21 protein-coding genes are annotated in these 21454 nt (G+C 70.5%); 16 read left to right on the top strand and 5 right to left on the bottom strand.

Annotated features, from left to right (window positions below; translation table 11 throughout):
- Positions 1–204: 204 nt before the first annotated feature.
- Entirely contained in the window at positions 205–1056 is an 852-nt protein-coding gene (locus ACFWBB_RS18400) for a sulfurtransferase (protein WP_385272926.1), read from the top strand.
- A gap of 127 nt (positions 1057–1183) precedes the next feature.
- On the opposite strand, the gene sepH is transcribed toward ACFWBB_RS18400, so the two are convergent.
- Positions 1184–2221 carry a septation protein SepH gene (gene sepH / locus ACFWBB_RS18405; RefSeq protein ID WP_385272929.1) on the bottom strand — a complete coding sequence of 346 codons (1038 nt, stop codon included), beginning with the start codon at positions 2219–2221 and terminating at the stop codon, positions 1184–1186.
- A 471-nt stretch (positions 2222–2692) separates the two neighbouring features.
- Here sepH and ACFWBB_RS18410 point away from each other — a divergent pair, with 471 nt between their 5' ends.
- On the top strand, positions 2693–3535 hold the full coding sequence (locus tag ACFWBB_RS18410; protein WP_385272932.1) for a hypothetical protein: 843 nt from the start codon (positions 2693–2695) through the stop codon (positions 3533–3535).
- On the opposite strand, the gene ACFWBB_RS18415 is transcribed toward ACFWBB_RS18410, so the two are convergent.
- Together ACFWBB_RS18415 and ACFWBB_RS18420 are read right to left on the bottom strand one after the other, a co-directional pair.
- Positions 3459–4778, bottom strand: a complete 1320-nt coding sequence (locus ACFWBB_RS18415; RefSeq protein WP_385272935.1) for a D-arabinono-1,4-lactone oxidase — start codon at positions 4776–4778, stop codon at positions 3459–3461. The genes ACFWBB_RS18410 and ACFWBB_RS18415 overlap by 77 nt on opposite strands.
- Positions 4738–5976 carry an MFS transporter gene (locus ACFWBB_RS18420; RefSeq protein ID WP_385272938.1) on the bottom strand — a complete coding sequence of 413 codons (1239 nt, stop codon included), beginning with the start codon at positions 5974–5976 and terminating at the stop codon, positions 4738–4740. The genes ACFWBB_RS18415 and ACFWBB_RS18420 overlap by 41 nt, the downstream gene beginning before the upstream one ends.
- Before the next feature lie 258 nt (positions 5977–6234).
- Between ACFWBB_RS18420 and ACFWBB_RS18425 the strand changes: the two genes are divergently transcribed.
- Positions 6235–7362 carry a ferrochelatase gene (locus tag ACFWBB_RS18425; RefSeq protein WP_385272941.1) on the top strand — a complete coding sequence of 376 codons (1128 nt, stop codon included), beginning with the start codon at positions 6235–6237 and terminating at the stop codon, positions 7360–7362.
- Between the two features lie 8 nt (positions 7363–7370).
- On the top strand, positions 7371–8186 hold the full coding sequence (locus tag ACFWBB_RS18430) for an inositol monophosphatase family protein (protein ID WP_385272944.1): 816 nt from the start codon (positions 7371–7373) through the stop codon (positions 8184–8186).
- 75 nt (positions 8187–8261) lie between these two features.
- On the opposite strand, the gene ACFWBB_RS18435 is transcribed toward ACFWBB_RS18430, so the two are convergent.
- On the bottom strand, positions 8262–8438 hold the full coding sequence (locus tag ACFWBB_RS18435; RefSeq protein ID WP_310435743.1) for a hypothetical protein: 177 nt from the start codon (positions 8436–8438) through the stop codon (positions 8262–8264).
- A gap of 416 nt (positions 8439–8854) precedes the next feature.
- Here ACFWBB_RS18435 and ACFWBB_RS18440 point away from each other — a divergent pair, with 416 nt between their 5' ends.
- From ACFWBB_RS18440 to ACFWBB_RS18455, 4 genes are all read left to right on the top strand, one after another.
- Positions 8855–9508 (top strand): response regulator transcription factor, encoded by a 654-nt coding sequence (locus ACFWBB_RS18440; protein WP_356254900.1) that lies wholly within the window; start codon positions 8855–8857, stop codon positions 9506–9508.
- A 5-nt stretch (positions 9509–9513) separates the two neighbouring features.
- On the top strand, positions 9514–10767 hold the full coding sequence (locus ACFWBB_RS18445; protein ID WP_385272948.1) for a sensor histidine kinase: 1254 nt from the start codon (positions 9514–9516) through the stop codon (positions 10765–10767).
- Positions 10768–11163: 396 nt separating this feature from the next.
- The gene (locus ACFWBB_RS18450; protein WP_003993510.1) at positions 11164–11460 is read left to right on the top strand and encodes a DUF4193 domain-containing protein; all 297 of its coding nucleotides are present in this window, start codon (positions 11164–11166) and stop codon (positions 11458–11460) included.
- A 13-nt stretch (positions 11461–11473) separates the two neighbouring features.
- Complete coding sequence (locus ACFWBB_RS18455; RefSeq protein ID WP_385272952.1) at positions 11474–12538, top strand: hypothetical protein; 1065 nt, start codon at positions 11474–11476, stop codon at positions 12536–12538.
- A 9-nt stretch (positions 12539–12547) separates the two neighbouring features.
- On the opposite strand, the gene ACFWBB_RS18460 is transcribed toward ACFWBB_RS18455, so the two are convergent.
- Positions 12548–13012 (bottom strand): DUF3093 domain-containing protein, encoded by a 465-nt coding sequence (locus ACFWBB_RS18460; RefSeq protein ID WP_385272955.1) that lies wholly within the window; start codon positions 13010–13012, stop codon positions 12548–12550.
- Between the two features lie 58 nt (positions 13013–13070).
- Here ACFWBB_RS18460 and ACFWBB_RS18465 point away from each other — a divergent pair, with 58 nt between their 5' ends.
- The 8 genes from ACFWBB_RS18465 to ACFWBB_RS18500 all read left to right on the top strand — a co-directional run bounded on the left by ACFWBB_RS18465 (position 13071) and on the right by ACFWBB_RS18500 (position 21157).
- On the top strand, positions 13071–13655 hold the full coding sequence (locus ACFWBB_RS18465; RefSeq protein ID WP_385272958.1) for a PaaI family thioesterase: 585 nt from the start codon (positions 13071–13073) through the stop codon (positions 13653–13655).
- On the top strand, positions 13652–14203 hold the full coding sequence (gene dut, locus ACFWBB_RS18470) for a dUTP diphosphatase (RefSeq protein WP_385272961.1): 552 nt from the start codon (positions 13652–13654) through the stop codon (positions 14201–14203). The genes ACFWBB_RS18465 and dut overlap by 4 nt, the downstream gene beginning before the upstream one ends.
- A gap of 1 nt (position 14204) precedes the next feature.
- Entirely contained in the window at positions 14205–14969 is a 765-nt protein-coding gene (locus tag ACFWBB_RS18475) for a DUF3710 domain-containing protein (protein WP_385272964.1), read from the top strand.
- 254 nt (positions 14970–15223) lie between these two features.
- The gene (locus tag ACFWBB_RS18480) at positions 15224–16402 is read left to right on the top strand and encodes an alginate lyase family protein (RefSeq protein WP_385272967.1); all 1179 of its coding nucleotides are present in this window, start codon (positions 15224–15226) and stop codon (positions 16400–16402) included.
- A gap of 226 nt (positions 16403–16628) precedes the next feature.
- Positions 16629–19205: an ATP-binding protein gene (locus ACFWBB_RS18485; RefSeq protein ID WP_385272970.1), complete on the top strand. Its 2577-nt coding sequence runs from the start codon at positions 16629–16631 to the stop codon at positions 19203–19205.
- The gene (locus tag ACFWBB_RS18490) at positions 19199–19915 is read left to right on the top strand and encodes a response regulator (protein ID WP_385272973.1); all 717 of its coding nucleotides are present in this window, start codon (positions 19199–19201) and stop codon (positions 19913–19915) included. The genes ACFWBB_RS18485 and ACFWBB_RS18490 overlap by 7 nt, the downstream gene beginning before the upstream one ends.
- Before the next feature lie 84 nt (positions 19916–19999).
- A complete protein-coding gene (locus tag ACFWBB_RS18495; RefSeq protein ID WP_078890401.1) occupies positions 20000–20398 on the top strand; it encodes an OB-fold nucleic acid binding domain-containing protein in 399 nt (132 codons plus the stop codon).
- A 3-nt stretch (positions 20399–20401) separates the two neighbouring features.
- Positions 20402–21157, top strand: coding sequence for a DUF3159 domain-containing protein (locus ACFWBB_RS18500; protein WP_385272977.1), 756 nt, complete (start codon positions 20402–20404; stop codon positions 21155–21157).
- Positions 21158–21454 lie beyond the last annotated feature (297 nt).

The following is a 21454-nucleotide window of genomic DNA, read 5'->3' on the forward strand; positions in this document are numbered from 1 at the left end:
CGGCCCCTTGGTGGCCGTGTCGCTTCCGCCCTCGGAGGATGCCTGATGGGGGGTTTCTCAATGGTTTACGCGTGGTTGTCGCCGTATGTCGATCGCCTGTACGGCATGTGCTTGATCACGCACGCTCCGTGATCGATCCTGTCCGGCCGAGCAGAGTAGCCGGACATCGGCGCTGGGGCCACCCCGTGCGCGAGGATGGTGGCCATGAACGTCATCATCACCGCACCGGAACTGGCCGGCGATCTGGCTGGACCGAATCCGCCTGTCGTCCTCGACGTCCGCTGGCAGCTCAGCCTGGCGAAGGCGGCCGGGGAGCCGCCGTTCGACGGCCGCGCCGCCTACGAGTCGGGGCATGTGCCCGGCGCGGTCTATGTCGACCTGGACCGGGAGCTCGCGGGAGCGCCGGGCGGACGTGGCCGGCATCCGCTGCCCGACATCGCGCTGTTCGGTTCCGCGATGCGCCGGGCGGGTGTCTCGGCCGGCAGGCCGGTGGTCGTGTACGACGGCGGGCAGGGCTGGGCGGCGGCACGCGCGTGGTGGCTGTTGCGCTGGACGGGTCACCCGGACGTGCGGGTCCTCGACGGAGGGTTGCCGTCGTGGCAGGGGGGCCTGTCGGTCGACGTCCCCGCGCGCGTGGAGGGCGACTTCCAGCCGGTGCCGGGTGCCACGGGCCTCCTCGACGCCGACGGGGCCGCGGCTCTGGCCCGTTCCGGAGTGCTGTTCGACGCCCGCGCGGGGGAGCGGTACCGGGGCGAGGTCGAGCCGGTCGACCGGGTCGGCGGGCACATTCCGGGCGCGGTCTCCGCGCCCACGAACGACAACGTGGGTGCGGACGGCCGCTTCCTGCCCGCAGCCGACCTGAAGGACCGCTTCAAGGCACTGGGGGCGTCCGACGGCACCGGGGTCGGCGTGTACTGCGGCTCGGGCGTCTCCGGCGCCCACGAGGTGCTGGCGCTGGCGGTCGCGGGTGTTCCGGCGGCCCTGTACGTCGGCTCCTGGTCGGAGTGGTCCTCGGACCCGGCCCGGCCGGTCGCCGTGGGCCCCGATCCCCAGTAGCCGGGCAGCGCGCGCTCGTCGGTGAGGGCCGCACCGAGCAGGGGCGGCCCTCACGGACGTATGTGCGGGCATGCGAACCGAACTCCGAGAACCGGCCGACGCCTCGGGCGAGTTGCCCGAGGGCCGGTTACTCCTGCTTCTTGCGTCGGGTGCCGAACACGATCTCGTCCCAGCTCGGCACCGCGGCCCGGCGGCCCGGACGGACGCCGTCCGCCTCGGCCTGACGGTCGGTGGCACCGACGAGACGGTCGCGGTGGCTGCCGACGGAACGCGGCATGAGGACGTCCGCGTAGGCGGATCCGGCCGAGGCGGCCGGCGCCGGGGGTTCCTCGGTGACGGGCTCCTGCTCGTCGGGCTCCTCCGGAGCGGGCTCCGTCGGGCGCTCCGGGACAACCATGTCGCCACGGAAACTCGGCACCGCCTCCAACAGGCTGGTCAGCGAGTCGCGTTCCCGCTCGCCAACGCTTTCCTCGGCCGGCTCGGACGGCTGGGCCGGCAGGCTGGGCCGGTCGAGGGTGCGGTCCAGCGGACGGTCGCGCGGCAGCCGTGCGATGCGCGGGACGAACGGAAAGCTGGGCTCGGGAGCGGCCAGGTCGTCGGACTCGCCGATCAGCGAACGCGCCTCGTCGTCGACCGCCTGGACGAGCCGCCGGGGCGGGTCGTACGTCCAGCTCGCCGAATGCGGTTCGCCCGCGACCAGATAGACCAGCAGGACTTCCCAGGTGCCGTCGTCGCGGCGCCAAGAGTCCCATTGGACGGTGTCCTTGTCGGCGCCGCGCAGCAGCAGCCGTTCCTGGACGGCCTCGCCCAGTTGGGGTCCGGCGTTCTCGCCGGGCCGACGGACCGGGGTCTTCCGGGCCCGCTCGGCCATGAAGGCGCGCTCGGCCAGCACGGGACCCTCGAAACGGCGCACACGGTCGACCGGGATGCCGGCCATCTGGGCGACTTCTTCCGCGGTGGCACCGGCACGTATACGCGCCTGGATGTCGCGGGGGCGGAGATGGCTCTCCACCTCGATCTCGATCTGGCCGAGGCGGGGGCGATCGCCGCGGACGGCAGCGCGCAGACGCTCATCGATCGGAAGCGTGTACTCCGTGCTGTCCGCAGCCTTCAGCACCAGCCGTGTGCCGTCATTCGAGACGGCCACGACACGCAGTTCGGGCATGGGGACCTCCCGGGTGGTGCCTGCCGACGTCACGTGCGTCGCTGCTTCCGCTAGTCGAGTGTGGCCTGCCCGGGTGCAGCCTGCCACAACCTTGCCGAGTTGCCCGGCGTGTCGGGCACAGGTCCTGCGCCGCCGTTATGGCACGGTTACCTATTCGCCACGCTAAGTGACCAACACCGTCACCCTGTGCAACTGGTCCCCTTCCAGCGGTCCAGCGAGGCCCCGGACATCCTGGAGGGAGACCGGGCCCAGGGCTCGCAACAGTACTCCATTTGGGCCACGTGCGTGGATTGGCGCGCCACTCAACTTCTGGTGGCAGTCGCGATCTGACCGTCCGTCGCGGGAGTTCGGCGATCTTGAGCGTGGCGTAGTTCACGCAATCTCCCGAATCGGAACTATCGGTTTCGTCCGTACGTCCCCTTCTCGTGCAGTTGGTTGATCAAGTGTGGGAAAGGCAGGCAAGTTCCCGGTATGCGTGAAAGGCCGGAAGTCGTCGTTGAGCCGAGTGCCGAGGGGGAGGTGAAACGGAAACGGATCGACCTGAGCGTGCCTCAGGTCGCGGGCAGCGCCGTGGCCGCGGTGGTGGCCGCGAAACTCGCCTCGTACTTCGGGGTGTACGGCACGATCCTCGGCGCGGGTCTGGTCAGCGTCGTGGCCACCTGCGGCGGATCGCTCTTCCAGCACTTCTTCAGGCGTACCGGCGAGCAGCTGCGCGAGGCACAGGTGCGTGACGCGCAGGTGGCGGCGATGGCGGCGAGAGCGACGGAACGGACACCGCCCGCCCCGGGCAAGTTCACCGAGGGCACCGTCCACCGCGCTCGGATCGGAAGCCGCAGGCGACCACTGGTGGCGGCAGCGCTCGTCTTCGGAGTGACGATGGCCGGGATCACCACGTACGAGCTGGTGTCGGGTGACAGCTTCAGCGGCGACAAGGGCACGACGGTCAGCGAGGCGGTCACGGGCAGTGGTTCGTCGTCCGGTTCGTCGTCCGGTACTTCCGACGACGAACCGGCCACCCCTTCGCCCTCGCCCGCCACCCCCTCACCGTCCTTGTCCTCCACCGGGGATCCGCAGCCGGCTCCGTCGGGCGGAGCCACCTCCTCGGCGGGCGACGGCGTCGAGGACGCGGGCGGGGCCACCGGCGGCGGTACGACGGCCGGGACCACGCCGACTCCCACGGCCACGGAGGGCGGCGCGGGGACCGACGACCCGGCGGCCCCCGCGCCCACGGAGTCCGCTACGACCCCAGGACCCTCCGCAAGTAGTCGTTCTGGAACCGGCGGTCAGGATCCAGCCGGTCCCGCAGCGCCGTGAACTCGCCGAAGCGCGGATAGACACCGGCGAAGTACTCCGCGTCCCCCGTGTGGATCTTGCCCCAGTGCGGCCGGCCCCCGTGGGCGGTGAAGATGCGCTCGGCGGCGGTGAAGTACCCCTGGTAGGGCGTGCCCTTCGCCATGTGGACGGCGATGTAGGCGCTGTCGCGGCCGGAGGCGGTGGACAGGGTGATGTCGTCGGCCGGCGCGGTGCGTACCTCCACGGGGAAGCTGATCCGCAGACCGGAACGTTCGACCATCGACTTCAGCTCACGCAGCGTCTCGGTCACCGCCGCACGCGGAACGGCGTACTCCATCTCCACGAAGCGCACCCGGCGCGGAGACGTGAAGACCTTGTACGGGATGTCCGTGTAGGTGCGCGCGGACAGGGCCTTGCTGGAGACCTGGGCGATCGTCGGGATCGTGGCGGGCGCCGCCCGGCCGACCCACTGTGCCACCTGGAAGACGCCGTTGGAGAGGAACTCGTCCTCGACCCAGCTCGAGATCCGGCTCACCGGCTTGCGGGGGCCCGCGCTGCGGTTGTTGCGCTTGGTGTTGGTGCTGCCGGTGTGCGGGAACCAGTAGAACTCGAAGTGCTCGTTCTCGGCCCACAGCTCGTCGAAGTCGGCGAGGACCTTGTCGAAGGGCATCGGTTCCTCCCGCGCGGTGAGCAGGAAGATCGGTTCCACGGCGAAGGTGATCGCGGTGACGATGCCGAGGGCGCCCAGGCCGATCCGGGCGGCGGCGAAGACCTCGGGGTTCTCCTTCTCGGAGCAGACGAGCACCGAGCCGTCCGCGGTGACGAGTTCGAGGCCCTTGATCTGGGCGGCGATCGAGGCGGACTCGCGGCCGGTGCCGTGCGTGCCGGTGCTGGTGGCCCCGGAGACCGTCTGCTCCATGATGTCGCCCATGTTCGTGAGCGACAGACCCTCGCGCGCCAGCGCCAGGTTGAGTCTCTTGAGCGGCGTTCCGGCCTCGACCGTGACGGTCATGTTGTCGCGGTCGAGGTTGCGAATACCGGTCAACAGTTGAGGGCGGATCAACACGCCGTCGGTCGCCGCGATCGACGTGAAGGAGTGACCGGTGCCGACGGCCTTCACCTTCAGCCCGTCCTCGGCGGCCCGGCGCACGGCCTCGGCCAGTTCGTCGACGGAGGCGGGCGTGACCTCCCGCGCGGGGCGTGCGACGACGTTGCCGCCCCAGTTACGCCACGTGCCGTTCTTCCCGCTCGTCGTGCTGCTCAACGGTGCCTCCCCGACCCGGAGCCGGCCTGCTCAGCCGGCGGTACCCCAGGAAACCGACCGCGACCGCGACGGCTCCGGACACCGCCGGAACCCCGTACCCGGCCCGTGCGCCCGCCGCGTCTATGACCCAGCCGGCGATGGAGGAGCCGAGCGCGACGCCGACCGCGAGCCCGGTGCTGATCCAGGTCATGCCCTCGGTCAGTTGTGCGCGTGGTACGTGCTCTTCGATGAGGGACATCGTGGTGATCATCGTGGGAGCGATGGCCAGGCCCGCAAAGAACAGCGCCACAGCCAGAAACGGCAAGTTCCCGACCAGTAGGAGGGGGATCATACTCACGCCCATCATGAACACGCCCAGCAGCCAGCGCCGTTCCGGCGTCCCCTTGAGGCGCAGCAGGCCGAACACGAGCCCGGCCGCGCAGGATCCCGCCGCGTACAGCGCCAGGACGACACTGGCGGCGCCCTTGTGGCCCTGCTCGTCGGCGAAGGCGACGGTGACCACGTCGACCGCCCCGAAGATCGTCCCGGTCGCGACGAAGGTGGCCACCAGGACCTGGAGACCGGGTGAGCGCAGGGCCGAACCGGCGCCGCCCTGCCCGCGCGGGTGCGGCACGGGCTCGGTGGCCCGCTGAGCGGTCAGCCAGAAGACGCCGACGGCGAGGAAGCAGGCCGCGAGGAGCGGTCCCGCCTCGGGGAACCAGACCGTGGACAGGCCGATGGAGATGATCGGTCCGAAGATGAAGCACACCTCGTCCACCACGGACTCGAAGGAGTAGGCGGTGTGCAGTCGCGGCGTGCCCCGGTAGACGGCCGCCCAGCGGGCCCGGACCATCGCGCCGAGGCTCGGCACGGTGCCGACCCCGGCGGCGCACACGAACAGGACCCAGTCCGGCCACTCGAAGTGCGCGGCCAGCAGCAGCCCGGCCGCGGCGGCGAGCGCGACCAGCGTCGCGGGGCGCAGCACCCTGCGCTGACCGTGCACATCCACCAGACGCGAGATCTGCGGTCCGAAGGCGGCGGCGGCCAGCGCAATGGTCGCCGACAGCGCTCCCGCCAGCCCGTAGCGTCCCGTGAGCTGGGAGACCATGGTGACCACGCCGATGCCCATCATCGACAGCGGCATCCTGCCGAGGAACCCCGCGGCGGAGAAGCGCTTGGAGCCGGGGGCGGCGAACAGGGCGCGGTACGGGCTGGGCACGGGGTCTCCGGTGGGTCCTGTGCACGCGCGCGTGCAGGCTCGGCGCGGCGTGAGGGAAAGCGGTTGGGCAGGGACTCGGTAAGGCGTGCGGTGAGCCCGGCGGAACCGGTAAGGCGTGAATACCGCTCATACAGCTTACGAAGTTAGGCCACCCTAACATCCGGGTACGCAGGTGGCTCCTCGTCCGGGACCCCGTCCGGCACCCCGTCGGCACCCCGCCGTTTCCCGCCTGTCAGCGGCGGGTGGCAGGATCGACTCATGCGAGACGCGCTCGATGCCACCCCCTACGACGCCCTGCTCCTGCTCTCCTTCGGCGGCCCGGAAGGCCCGGACGATGTGGTTCCGTTCCTGGAGAACGTGACGCGCGGGCGCGGCATCCCCAAGGAACGCCTCAAGGAAGTCGGGCAGCACTACTTCCTGTTCGGCGGGGTCAGCCCCATCAACGACCAGAACCGCGCCCTGCTGGACGCCCTGCGCAAGGACTTCGCGGACCACGGCCTGGACCTGCCGGTCTACTGGGGAAACCGCAACTGGGCCCCGTACCTCACGGACACCCTGCGCGAGATGGTCGCCGACGGCCGCCGCCGCATCCTCGTCCTCGCCACCAGCGCCTACGCCTCGTACTCCGGCTGCCGCCAGTACCGCGAGAACCTCGCCGACTCGCTGGCCGCGCTGGAGGCCGAGGGCCTCGAGCTGCCGAAGGTCGACAAGCTGCGGCACTACTTCAACCACCCCGGCTTTCTCGAGCCCATGATCGAGGGCGTACTGCGGTCGCTGGCCGACCTCCCCGAGGACGTCCGGGACGGCGCGCACCTCGCCTTCTCGACCCACTCGATCCCGAACGCGTCCGCGGACACCTCCGGCCCGGTCGAGGAGCACGGCGACGGCGGCGCCTACGTGCGGCAGCACCTGGACACCGCGCGGCTCATCGCCGACGCCGTCCGCGAGCGCACCGGTGTGGACCACCCCTGGCAGCTCGTCTACCAGTCCCGCTCGGGCGCGCCGCACATCCCCTGGCTGGAGCCCGACATCTGCGACCACCTGGAGGAGCGGCACGCGGCCGCCGTCCCGGCCGTCGTGATGGCTCCCATCGGCTTCGTCTCCGACCACATGGAGGTCCTCTACGACCTCGACACCGAGGCCAGGGCGAAGGCGGAGGAACTGGGACTGCCGGTGCGCCGCTCGGCCACCGTCGGCGCCGATCCGCGCTTCGCCGCGGCGATCCGTGAACTCGTCCTGGAGCGCGCCGCGGCCGAGAGCGGCCTGGAGGTCACCCCGTGCGCCCTGGGCGCGCTGGGCGCGAGCCACAACCTCTGCCCGGTCGGCTGCTGCCCCGCCCGCGCCCCCAAGCCCGCCGCCGCGGGCGCCGACAGCCCCTACGCGTGAGGAACGGCGTGATCGACCCCCTGCACACGGAACTGCTCGAGCTCGCCAAGAAGGCCGCCCGCCGGGCCGGCGAGCTGCTGCGGGACGGCCGCCCGGCCGATCTCGCGGTCGCCGCCACCAAGTCGAGCCCGATCGACGTCGTCACCGAGATGGACATCGCGGCCGAGAAGCTGATCACGGGCCTCATCTCCGAGCACCGCCCCGACGACGGCTTCCTCGGCGAGGAGGGCGCCTCCAGTGCGGGCAGCAGCGGCATCCGCTGGGTGATCGACCCTCTCGACGGCACGGTCAACTACCTCTACGGACTGCCCACCTGGTCCGTCTCCATCGCCGCCGAGCAGGACGGCGAGACCGTCGTCGGCGTCGTCGGGATCCCGATGCGCGGTGAGACGTACCACGCGGTGCGCGGCGGCGGAGCGTGGGTGACCGGCCCACGGGAGGGCGAGCGCGCGCTGTCCTGCCGTCCCGCGGCGCCCCTCGACCAGGCGCTGGTCTCCACCGGCTTCAACTACGTCACCGAGGTCCGCGCCCACCAGGCCGACGTCGCGCAGCGGCTGATCCCGCTGCTGCGGGACATCCGGCGCAGCGGCTCGGCCGCGGTCGACCTGTGCGACGTGGCAGCGGGGCGCCTCGACGGCTACTACGAACGCGGGCTGCACCCCTGGGACCTCGCCGCGGGCGACCTGATCGCCCGGGAAGCGGGCGCGCTGACCGGTGGGCGCCCCGGAGAGCGCCCGGCACGCGACCTTACGGTCGCTGCCACCCCCGGCGTCTTCGAGCCCCTACAGCGACTCCTGGAGGAGTTCGGCGCCTGGCACGACTGAGCCGCTTCCGCGCGGCCACGCGAAGGGGCCCCGGCGCTGGATTCGCCGGGGCCCCTCCGCGTACCTGCGAGCTGCTCAGACGACGCTCGTCGCGCCGACCTCCACACCGTGCTCGGCGGCGAGGCGGCGCAGGTCGTCGAGCTCGGCCTGTTCCACCTCGACGAGGAAGTCGTCGCCCTCGTCGCGAGCCCGCGTCAGGTCGGACTCGGTCGTCCTTATGCGGTGCAGAAGACCTGCGGTGAATGCGTCCATGCTGCGCCCCCTCGTCCTGGGTCGTGGGTCGGTGGCACGGGGGTGTGCCGGTTGGGAAGGGGCGATCACGTCTGCCACAGGTGCCCAGCGCTGCCCGGCCGGGCGGCGACGGTGCCGGACACCCACGCCCGCTCTGCGGCAAACAGACCGCGGAGTACCGCATGGTGCTGCGGCACATGCAGAGCGTGATCGCGGGGTGTAAAGCCGTCCTCCCCCCGCTTCATTCCACGGAAACCTCAACCTCGCTAGAAAATTTCGCATTCCCGGGCCTCACACCGGTCCTTCATCTTCCGCGCACCCGTCTTACCGCCGACTTATGGCCGAAAAGGGCAGGATGGAGGCACTCACTCACCAGGACCCCCACCCGCGTGCGCTCACGGAGCGCTACGCGGGTGGACACAGGAAGGACAAGCGACGTGCGCGTACTCGTCGTCGAGGACGAGCAACTGCTCGCCGATGCGGTGGCCACCGGACTGCGCCGGGAGGCCATGGCCGTCGACGTCGTGTACGACGGTGCGGCCGCCCTGGAGCGCATCGGTGTCAACGACTACGACGTGGTCGTCCTCGACCGGGACCTCCCTCTCGTGCACGGCGACGACGTCTGCCGCAGGATCGTCGAACTCGGCATGCCCACGCGCGTGTTGATGCTCACGGCTTCGGGTGACGTCAGCGACCGTGTCGAGGGCCTGGAGATCGGCGCCGACGACTACCTTCCCAAGCCCTTCGCCTTCAGCGAGCTGATCGCACGCGTGCGTGCCCTCGGCCGGCGCACCAGCCTGCCGCTGCCGCCGGTCCTGGAGCGGGCCGGCATCAAGCTCGACCCCAATCGTCGTGAGGTCTTCCGCGACGGCAAGGAGGTCCAGCTCGCACCGAAGGAGTTCGCCGTCCTGGAGGTGCTGATGCGCAGCGAGGGGGCGGTGGTCTCGGCGGAGCAGCTCCTCGAGAAGGCCTGGGACGAGAACACCGACCCGTTCACCAACGTCGTACGCGTGACCGTCATGACGCTCCGCCGCAAGCTGGGCGAACCTCCGGTGATCGTCACCGTCCCCGGTTCCGGCTACCGGATCTGATCGCCGTGGCATCCACACCCGCGCCCGCCCAGGCGCCTCCGAAGCCCACCTGGGACCCCAGGAGCCCGCAGGCCCCCTTCCCATGGCTGCGCCCGACCATCCGCATACGGCTCACGCTGCTGTACGGGGGGATGTTCCTGATCGCGGGCATCCTGCTGCTGTCGATCATCTACCTGCTGGCGGCGCAGGCCATCAGCACGGGCAACCAGCCGCCGTTCAAGATCGTGAGCGCGAGCGACGAGATCAAGGTCGCCAGTGCCGACTGTCCCGCGGTCAACAACGCCACCGGCCTGCTGCTCAACCAGTTCAACTCAGCGATCAGCGCCTGCATCGACCACCAGCGCCAGGTGGCGCTGGACAACCTCCTCAGCCGCTCCCTGCTGGCCCTCCTGGGCCTCGCCGTGATCGCCTTCGCCTTCGGCTACGCCATGGCCGGCCGGGTGCTGTCCCCGCTCGGCCGGATCACCCGGACCGCGCGCGCGGTGGCGGGCTCGGACCTGTCCCGCCGTATCGAGCTGGACGGGCCGGACGACGAGCTGAAGGAACTGGCCGACACCTTCGACGACATGCTGGAGCGCCTTCAGCGGGCCTTCACGGCCCAGCAGCGCTTCGTGGGCAACGCCTCGCACGAGCTGAGAACACCGCTGGCGATCAACCGCACCCTGCTCGAAGTGCACCTCTCCGACCCTGGCGCGCCCGTGGAGCTCCAACAGCTCGGCAAGACGCTGCTGGCCACCAACGAACGCAGCGAGCAACTCGTCGAGGGACTGCTGCTGCTCGCCCGCAGCGACAACCAGATCGTCGAGCGCAAGCCGGTCGACCTGGCGGAGGTCGCGGAGCAGGCCGTCGACCAGGTGCACGGAGAGGCGGCGGCCAAGGGCGTCGTGATCCGGGGCGAGCAGAAACCCGCGGTCGTCCAGGGCAACGGCGTCCTGCTGGAGCGGATCGCCCTGAACCTCGTGCAGAACGCCGTACGGTACAACGTGTCCGAGGGCGGTTGGGTCGAGGTGACCACCGAGGTCCAGCACGGGCAGGCGGTCCTCGTGGTGTCGAACACCGGGCCGGTCGTGCCCGCGTACGAGATCGATAATCTGTTCGAGCCCTTCCGTAGGTTGCGCACGGAGCGCACGGGCAGCGACAAGGGGGTCGGGCTGGGCCTGTCCATCGTGCGGTCCGTGGCACGGGCGCATGGTGGCCATATCGCGGCGCAGCCGCGCGAGGGAGGTGGGCTCGTGATGCGGGTCACCTTCCCCGTCTGAGATCATGTCGCCGACACACGCGGGGATGTTCGCTTTGCGCGGAATTTTCTGGGTCCCGACCTGGGTTTCCCCTGTGTGATCGATCACAACGGCGAATTTCCGGCCATCTACTCTCCGTGATCATGAATGCCGTCGTAAAGCCCGGAAAATCCGGGTTTTCAGGGGTCATCATCACGGGAAGTACACGGTGAGACGCCTTTGAAGTGCGGCATTCGGACCGTGTACGGTCCGCATCGCCATCCAAGCCGATCACTCGTGAGGAGTCCGGTTGGGTGTCGATTGAGTAACAGACCTTGATGTGAGGCAAAATCTCCGCCTCGAGGCGGGCACAAGTCCGGCCTCTCACGCGTTACGTGCGCTGGAGACACCGCAGACACCCAGAGGGGGAGAGGCGAAATGGCTACCGATTACGACACCCCACGCAAGACCGATGACGACGTCGACTCAGACAGTCTTGAAGAGCTGAAGGCCAGGCGGAACGACAAGTCCGCCTCCGCAGTCGATGTCGACGAATTCGAGGCCGCCGAAGGCCTTGAGCTGCCCGGCGCGGACCTTTCGAACGAGGAACTGGCCGTCCGGGTGCTGCCCAAGCAGCAGGACGAGTTCACTTGCATGAGCTGCTTCCTGGTGCACCACCGCAGCCAGCTGGCCCGCGAGAAGAACGGCCAGCCGATCTGCCGCGACTGCGACTGAGGCGGGGTCGGCCGTGACTGGCTCGACCCCTCCTCGGAAGCGCCGCTTCCCCTTCCGGGGAACGGACAAAGGGCCGTCCAGCGGCCCTCACGGCGTGCGCGACGACGAGCGAGGCTCATCCGGAAAGGGAGCTGTCCCTGACGGATCGGCCTCGCTCGAACCCGCGACCGACCGGAGTGACCAACCGGTGCCCCCGCGGGACGCCGCCCCCGTCGACAGGATGGGGGTCCCCCCGCTCGAGCGCAGGCGCGAGTGGGGGAGGGCGGCGGTCATCCGGGACAAGGCGACAGACCTGGCCCGGGAAGGCGTCCGTATGGGCGGGAGCCGCGCCAGGGCGGGGTTCGGGTACCTCGCCGACCGGATCATCGAGATCGCCCCGCGGATCCCCGTACGGGACCTTCATGCGCTGCGCAGGCAGTTCCCCGGCCTCGGTCCGGAACAGCTCGCGGACAAGCTCGTCTCGGGCGCGGCCAACGCCACGTCCACCGTCGGAGCGGGCATCGGCGCGGCGGCCATGCTTCCGGTGCCGCCGGCGATGCCGACCGAACTGGCCGCGGAGATCACCGGGGTAGCGGCGATCGAGCTGAAGCTGATCGCCGAACTCCACGAGGTCTACGGTCTGCGGCCGGCGGGCAACCTCAAGGACCGCAGTACCGCCTATCTGCGCTCGTGGTCGGGCGAACGCGGGATCGACGTCCTGAAGCCGTCCTCGATCAATTCGGCGCTCGGCGGCCAGCTGAAGCGCGAGCTGCGCCAGCAGATCATGAAGCGCATGGTCCGTGACCTGCCGAACCTGATGCCCTTCATGGTCGGCGCCGCCGTCGGGGCGGTCATGAACCGGCGGGACACCAGGAGGCTGGCCGGGAAGGTCCGGACCGACCTGCGGAAGATGCAGGTGCCGTGGGACGCGCTTCCGGAGCTGCCGCCGCTGGAGAAGCCGGCGGATCCGCTGGCCATGGGGGAGATCTCCCGGAACCCCCTGACCCCCTTGAACCCCCTGACCCCCTCGGACCCCGGCAACCCCGCGGACCCCGAAGACCCCGACGGCCTTGAGAACCCCGGACGGCTCGGGCGCTGAGGGCTCGGGTTACGCCGCCGCCTCCCGCGCCGCCTTCAGCGCCTGCGCCAGGCGCTCCGGCTCCCGCGTCGACAGATACAGGTACGGCGTGGGGTCGTCCGGGTCGGTGACCTCCACCCGCAGGGCCGTGGGGATGTACGAGCGCAGCAGCAGGAAGGCCCGGGTGTCCGCCTTGTACGTGCGCCAGGCGCGCGCCTCGTCCGCGTCCAGGATCTCCGCCTCGCCCAGGGCCGCGACCGGGATCTTCGCCTCGCCCGCGATCAGGGAGTCGCCCACCACGCGGATGCGGAGCGAACCGTAGGAACTGGCCACGACCGCCGCGGCCGCGGTGCCGCCGACCAGACCGCCGAGCAACGGCAGGGTGCCGAAGGGCAGCAGGATCAGGGCCATCGAGACACCCACGAGGAACGAGACGAACCACCACGAGCGGGGGGCGGTGAGGCGTTCTTCGTACGGGGTGGCGGAGAGCTGCATGGAGCCAAGCTTGGCACGGTGTCCTGATACGACGGACGCGCGGGTAAGGTCTGCGGCTGTGAGTGGTACTTCCGCAGCTCTTGAGCCTCCGGCCGATGCCGTGAAACCCGTCCGGCACCCCGACGCTCCCGTGCCCGGTGAGCTTCTCGGTGCCCACTACGAACACTGTTTCGGATGCGGCGGCGAACAGACCCACGGGCTGCACCTGGAGGCACGGGCCGGCGAGGGGGTCACCGTCACCGCCGAGTTCACCGTGCAGCCGGCCCACCAGGGCGCGCCGGGCCTCGCGCACGGCGGGATCCTGGCCACCGCCCTGGACGAGACACTCGGCTCGCTGAACTGGCTGCTGCGGACGATCGCCGTGACCGGGCGGCTGGAGACCGACTTCGTACGGCCCGTGCCCGTCGGTACCACGCTGTACCTGGAGGCCGAGGTGACGGCGGTGGCCCGGCGCAAGATCTACTCGAGTGCCACCGGACGGATCGGCGGCCCCGACGGGCCCCTCGCGGTCCGTGCCGACGCGCTCTTCGTCGAGGTCGCGGTCGAGCACTTCGTGAACCATGGCCGTGAGGCGGAGATCCGGGCCGCGATGAGCGACCCGGACCAGAGCCGGCGCACCCGCGCCTTCGAGGTGAACCCGTGACCCGCGACCCCCTGAACGTGCTGATCCGGCGCGTCGACCCCGACGTACCGCTTCCGACGTACGAGCACCCGGGTGACGCCGGAGCCGATCTGCGCACCACGCGCAGTCACGAGCTGGCGCCGGGGGAGCGGGCCGTGCTGCCCACCGGGGTGTCCATCGCGCTGCCCGAGGGGTACGCGGCCTTCGTGCACCCGCGTTCGGGGCTGGCCGCCCGGTGCGGCGTCGCCCTCGTGAATGCCCCGGGGACGGTTGATGCCGGGTACCGTGGGGAGATCAAGGTGATCGTGGTGAATCTCGACCCGCGCGAGTCCGTGCGGTTCGAGCGCTTCGACCGGATTGCCCAACTGGTCGTACAGCAGGTCGAGAGGGTCCGCTTCCAGGAGGTCGCGGAGCTTCCCGAATCGGCGCGGGCCGCGGGGGGCTTCGGGTCCACCGGCGGGCATGTCGCCGTGGGCGGTGCAAGCGGTACAAGCGCCTCGGCCGCCGAGGGCGGCGCGACGGGCGGGAATCGATACGCTTCGGTCGTATCCGACCGGGAAGGACAGTGACGTGTTCGGACGTCGCAAGAAGAAGGGTGCCGCCGAGGACGCGGCCGGCGAGGCCGAGCAGGTCGTCGACAGTGTCGACGCTGAGGCGGACGATGTAGAGAGCGGGCGCGAGCGTGTGCGGCTCGAGCCCGAGCCGCGGCCCGACGGGCCCTGGGACGACTCGGAGGTGCGCGACCCGGCCGAGGGCCGTGTGGACCTCGGCGGGATCTTCGTGCCCGGGGTCGACGGCATGGAACTGCGGGTCGAGGTCGCCGGTGACGCGATCGTCGCGGCGACCGTCGTGCTGCGCGACAGCGCCATCCAGCTCCAGGCCTTCGCCGCTCCCAAGCGCGAGGGCATCTGGGGCGAGGTGCGCGAGGAGATCGGCTCCGGCATCACTCAGCAGGGCGGCATCGTCGACGAGGTCGAGGGGCCGCTGGGCTGGGAGCTGCGGGCCCAGGTGCCGGTGCAGCTGCCGGACGGCACGGGCGGTTTCCATGTCGTGCGGTTCGTCGGCGTGGACGGCCCCCGCTGGTTCCTGCGCGGCGTGATCTCGGGACAGGGCGCGGTGCAGCCGCAGGCGGCCGGCCTGCTGGAGCAGATCTTCCGGGACACGGTCGTGGTCCGCGGCGAGGGCCCGATGGCGCCCCGCGACCCGATCGTCCTCAAGCTGCCGAACGACGCGCAGATGGTTCCCGAGGGCGTCCAGCAGCAGGACGAGAGCTCCCGCTTCTCCGGCGGCATGGGCCAGTTGCAGCGCGGACCGGAGATCACCGAGGTCCGCTAGTCCGCGACGGCGGACCGTACGGCTGACAGGGCCGCATCCCTCTTGGGGGTGCGGCCCTTCGCCGTGCCCTTTGCCGTATTTTGTGCCACGCGTCGGGCCATGCCCTGTGACGTGTTGTTTTGGCGTGTCCATTCCTGCGGCTTTCTCGTGTGTGAACTCTTGACGGCTCATTGGTCTGGACCTACGGTCTCCGCTCAACGCCTGAGTTCATAAGGGCGCTCTGTGTTCACATACAAGAACAGAACGGAGCCGCTGTGCGTCGAACCGCATTCCTTGTGACCGTCACCGCCCTGGTCCTGGGCGCCCTCCTGCCCTCGAACGTCCCCTGTGCGCAGGCCGCCCCCGCCACCTTCGTCCACCCGGGGGTGACCGTCTCCGGGGCGCAATTGGACTTCGTCCGGGACAAGGTCGACTCGGGCGCTCAGCCCTGGAATGGCGCCTTCGAGCAGCTTCTGGCGAGCAAGTACGCCGGCCTGAGCCGCACCCCCAGGCCCCGTGCCGTGGTCGAGTGCGGGTCCTACTCCAACCCGAACAACGGCTGCACGGACGAGCGGGAGGACGCGATCGCCGCGTACACCGACGCCCTCGCCTGGTACGTCACGCGGGACGAGCGGTACGCGAAGAAGGCCATCGAGCTGATGGACGCCTGGTCGGCCGTCCTCGAGGACCACACCAACAGCAACGCGCCCCTCCAGGCCGGTTGGGCCGGCTCGTCCTGGCCGAGGGCCGCCGAGATCATCAAGTACACGTACACCGGCACCTGGTCCGGCTCGGGCCGCTTCGCGACGATGCTGCGGGACGTCTATCTGCCCGAGGTCATCAACGGCTCCAACTCCAACGGGAACTGGGAGCTGTCGATGACGGAGGCCGCGATCGGCATCTCCGTCTTCCTCGAGGACAGAACCTCGTACGACAAGGCCATGGCGAGATTCCGCGCCCGCACGGCCGCCTACGTCTATCTGGCCTCCGACGGCGAGCTGCCGAAGACAGTGCCGAGTCAGAACCTGAACACCCGGGACAAGATCGTCGCCTACTGGCAGGGGCAGGACACCTTCGTCACCGGCCTGACCCAGGAGACCTGCCGCGACCTCGCCCACACCGGGTACGGCATCTCCGCGATCTCACACGTCGCCGAGACCAGCCGGATCCAGGGGCAGGACCTGTACGGCACCGACGTCGGGGAGCGGCTGCGGCAGGCCCTCGGCCTCCAGGCCAAGTACCAGCTCGGCGCGGCCGTCCCGGGCGAGCTGTGCGGAGGCTCCCTGAACCTGGGGCTCGGCCCGGTCACCGAGGTCGGTTACAACGCGCTGCACAACCGTCTGGGCATCGCGATGACCAACACCCGGACGTTGACCCTGCAGAACCGCCCGGCCGGCAGCAACAACCTCTTCGTCGCCTGGGAGACGCTCACCCACGGGGACAATCCCGCGTGACCCGGTGCCCGTGACTCCAGGTCCGTGACCCGATGTGCGTGAACCGATGCGGGGGGCTCGTCCGATGAAGGGGTGAGGGGCGCCGGTGTTCGTCTCGCCGCGTCAGGGTTGCGTCAAAGACGCCCCTCACCTCTCGGCTCGTCCCCTATGTCGGAACTGTTGGCCGTAAGGTCGACGCTGCGTACGCGGTAGTCATACGCAGTAGTACCTGGAAGACAATGAGGCCATGGCACGCGGAAAGCTTCGGATCTACCTCGGTGCGGCACCGGGCGTGGGCAAGACGTACGCGATGCTGTCCGAGGCGCACCGCCGGGTGGAGCGCGGTACGGACTGCGTGGTGGCGTTCGTGGAGCACCACGGACGGCAGCGCACCGAGGTGATGCTGCACGGCCTCGAGCAGGTCCCGCGCCGGGAGCTGGAGTACCGGGGCGGCGCCTTCACGGAGATGGACGTGGACGCGGTCCTCGCCCGCGCCCCGCATGTCGCCCTGGTGGACGAACTCGCCCACACCAACGTCCCCGGCTCGCGCAACGCCAAGCGCTGGCAGGACGTGGAGGCGCTGCTCGCCGCCGGCGTCGACGTGGTCTCGACCGTGAACATCCAGCACCTCGAGTCCCTCGGCGACGTCGTGGAGTCGATCACGGGGGTGCGGCAGCAGGAGACGGTGCCCGACGACTTCGTCCGGCGCGCCGACCAGATCGAGCTGGTGGACATGTCACCGCAGGCGCTGCGGCGGCGGATGGCACACGGCAACATCTACAAGCCGGACAAGGTCGACGCGGCCCTGTCCAACTACTTCCGGCCCGGGAACCTCACCGCCCTGCGGGAGCTCGCCCTGCTGTGGGTGGCCGACCGGGTCGACGAGTACCTCAAGCAGTACCGCAGTGAGCACCAGGTGTCGGCGATCTGGGGCTCGCGCGAGCGGATCGTGGTCGGGCTGACCGGCGGACCCGAGGGACGCACCCTGATCCGGCGCGCGACGCGACTGGCGGAGAAGGGCGCCGGCGGCGAGGTGCTGGCCGTGTACATCGCGCGCAGCGACGGGCTGACCTCCGCCTCACCCAAGGAACTGGCCGTTCAGCGCACCCTCGTGGAGGACCTGGGCGGCACCTTCCATCATGTGGTCGGCGACGACATCCCGGCCGCCCTGCTCGACTTCGCCCGTGGGGTCAACGCCACGCAGATCGTGCTCGGCTCCTCGCGCCGCAAGGCCTGGCAGTACGTCTTCGGTCCCGGGGTCGGCGCGACGGTCGCCCGGGAGTCGGGGTCCGACCTCGACGTGCACATCGTCACGCACGACGAGGTCGCCAAGGGGCGCGGGCTGCCGGTGGCCAGGGGCGCCCGGCTGGGGCGGGCCCGGATCATCTGGGGCTGGCTGGTCGGCGTGGTGGGCCCGGCGCTGCTGGCGGTGCTTCTGAACACCGTCCACCTCGGCCTCGCCAACGACATGCTGCTGTTCCTGGCCGTGACGGTGGCGGCGGCGCTGCTCGGCGGGCTGCTGCCGGCCCTGGCCTCGGCGGCGGTGGGCTCGCTCCTGCTGAACTACTTCTACACCCCGCCCCTGCACAGATGGACGGTCGCCGACCCGAAGAACATCGTCGCCATCGTGATCTTCGTCGGGGTCGGGGTGTCCGTGGCGTCGGTGGTGGACCTGGCGGCCAGGCGTACGCACCAGGCGGCCAGGCTGCGGGCCGAGTCGGAGATTTTGTCCTACCTGGCGGGCAACGTACTGCGCGGCGAGACCAGCCTGGAGGCACTGCTGGAGCGGGTGCGCGAGACCTTCGGTATGGAGTCGGCGGCACTGCTGGAGCGGGCGGAGGGCAGAGCGCCGTGGACCCGCGCGGGACATGTCGGGTTCGGACGACCGGTGGAGCGGCCCGAGGACGCGGACGTGGACGTGCCGGTCGGCGACCGCATGGCGCTGGCGCTCACCGGCCGGGTGCTGCCCGCGGAGGACCGGCGGGTGCTCGCCGCGTTCGCCGCGCAGGCGGTCGTCGTACTGGACCGGCGGCGCCTCCAGGAGGAGGCCGACCAGGCCCGCGCGCTGGCGGAGGGCAATCGCATCCGCACGGCCCTGCTGGCCGCCGTCAGCCACGACCTGCGGACACCGCTGGCCGGGATCAAGGCGGCGGTGTCCAGTCTCAGGTCCGACGACGTGGCCTGGTCGGAGGAGGACCGGGCGGAGCTGCTGGAGGGCATCGAGGACGGCGCGGACCGCCTCGATCATCTGGTGGGCAATCTGCTGGACATGTCCCGCCTCCAGACCGGTACGGTCACGCCGATCATCCGGGAGATCGACCTGGACGAGGTGGTGCCGATGGCGCTCGGCGGGGTGCCGGACCCGGCGGAGAGCGTGGAGCTGGACATCCCGGAGACGCTGCCCATGGTCGCGGTGGACGCCGGGCTGCTGGAGCGGTCGGTCGCCAACCTCGTGGAGAACGCGGTCAAGTACAACCCGGGCGGCGAGCCCGTGCTGGTCTCGGCCAGCGCCATGTCCGACCGGGTCGAGGTCCGCGTCGTGGACCGCGGGCCGGGCGTTCCCGACGAGGCCAAGGAGCGGATATTCGCGCCGTTCCAGCGCTACGGCGACGCACCGCGCGGGGCCGGGGTCGGACTGGGTCTCGCGGTCGCGCGTGGCTTCGCCGAGGCCATGGGCGGCACCCTCAACGCCGAGGACACCCCGGGCGGCGGCCTCACCATGGTCCTCACCGTCCGCGCGGCGGGACCGGGCCCCGAGCCGCACCCCGTACGGCCCGCTCAACCCGTACAACCCGCTCGACCCGAAAGGTACACCCCATGCTGAGCCCGGCTGGGGGGACACCCCAGGCCCCCACGAGGGTGCTCGTGATCGACGACGAGCCGCAGATCGTCCGCGCCCTCGTGATCAACCTCAAGGCCCGCAAGTACGAGGTCGACGCCGCCCACGACGGCGCCACCGCCCTCCGGCTCGCCGCCGCCCGCCACCCGGACGTGATCGTCCTCGACCTGGGGCTGCCGGACATGGACGGCGTCGAGGTGATCAAGGGGCTGCGCGGCTGGACGAGGGTGCCGATCCTGGTGCTGTCCGCCCGGCACTCCTCGGACGAGAAGGTCGAGGCGCTCGACGCGGGCGCCGACGACTACGTCACCAAGCCGTTCGGCATGGACGAGCTGCTGGCCCGGCTGCGAGCCGCCGTCCGCCGGGCAGAACCGGCCGGGGGCGGCGAGGACGAGGTCCTGGTGGAGACCGACGGGTTCACTGTCGATCTGGCCGCGAAGAAGGTCAACCGGGCCGGGAAGGACGTACGGCTGACCCCCACGGAGTGGCATCTGCTGGAGGTGCTGGTGCGCAACACCGGCCGTCTGGTCAGCCAGAAGCGGTTGCTCCAGGAGGTCTGGGGGCCGTCGTACGGCACGGAGACCAACTACCTGCGGGTGTACATGGCGCAGCTGAGACGGAAGCTCGAGGCTGATCCCTCGCACCCGAGACACTTCGTCACGGAACCGGGGATGGGTTACCGGTTCGAGCGGTAGTGCGACGGGTGCGACGGGTGCTACGAGTGCGACGGGTGGGGCGGTGGCTACGGCTCGGGGGGTGAGCCCCGGTACGCTTCAGACATGAGTGCTGTTCCTCGTTCCGAAAAGCCGGTGGGCCGCTTCCGGCGCATGCTGGACCGGCTCTCCTCGTCGCAGGAGGACCTGGAGTCCGAGGAGCTGCGAGAGGACGCCGAGACGGCCGGGTGCACGCGGATCGGAGACTGCCAGGACCGCCAGATCGTCACGGTTACTGGTACCTTGCGCACGGTCACCCTGCGGCCGCGTGCCGGAGTTCCTGCGCTGGAGGCCGAGCTGTTCGACGGCAGTGCCGCGTTGGACGTGGTGTGGCTGGGCAGGCGCTCCATAGTGGGGATAGAGCCGGGGCGCAGGCTCATCGCATCGGGGCGGGTCTCCATGAGCCGGGGCCGCCGGGTGCTGTTCAACCCCAAGTACGAACTGAGACCCCTGGGTAGGGAGTAGCCGGTGACCTCGCTCGACAAGCCGACCGAAGACACGACCGCGGACGACACGACCGCGGCCGACGCCCGGGCGGTGACCGAGGCCGCGCTGTTCGAGGCGTTCGGCGGGGTACGGGGCATGGTCGAGACGGTCGTGCCCGGCCTGCTCTTCGTCACGATCTTCACGATCAACAAGGATCTGCACATGTCCGCGATCGCCGCGATCGCGGTGTCGCTGATCCTGGTCGTGGTCCGCCTGGCGATGAAGGACACGGTCAAGCACGCGTTCAGCGGGGTCTTCGGGGTCGCGTTCGGCGTCGTCTTCGCGATGATGACCGGCAACGCCAAGGACTTCTATCTGCCGGGCATGCTCTACACGCTGGGCCTGGCACTCGCCTACATCATCACGACGTTGTGCGGGGTGCCGCTGATCGGCCTGATCCTGGGCCCGGTCTTCAAGGAGAACCTCTCCTGGCGGACCCGCAACCCCGGCCGCAAGAAGGCGTACGCCAAGGCCAGCTGGGCGTGGGGGCTGATCCTGCTCGCCAAGTGCGCGATCCTCTTCCCGCTGTACTGGTGGGCCAACACCGCGCAGCTGGGCTGGGTCCTGATCGCGCTGAAGATCCCGCCGTTCCTGCTCGCCGTCTGGCTGACGTGGGTCTTCCTCGCGAAGGCGCCCGCGCCGATCGACGTGTTCGCGGAGATGGAGGCGGAGGAGAAGGCCGCTGCCGCGGAGGCGGCGTCGTCGGAGGCTGGTGGGCGGCACCGTCGGGACGGGTAGTTCCGTCGGGACGGGTTCCCTGCGTTGCGGTGACCATCCCTGGGGGCTGCGCCCCCAGACCCCGCTTCGGCCCTGAACGGGCCTTGTCCTCAAGCGCCGGACGGGCTGGAAAGTACGGACCGGCGCTGAAGGTGCGGCGGCCGGGCTCGCGTGGGACGGCGGCCGGCCTCGTACGGGACGGCGGCCGGGCTCGTACGGGACGGCGGCCGGCCTCGTACGGGACGGTGGCCGACCTCGCATGGGAGGCGGTCGGCACTCATAGTGCGATGGGGGGCGCCCGGCGATATCGGGGCGCCC

Source organism: Streptomyces sp. NPDC060000 (assembly GCF_042737375.1).
Taxonomy (GTDB): Bacteria; Actinomycetota; Actinomycetes; order Streptomycetales; family Streptomycetaceae; genus Streptomyces.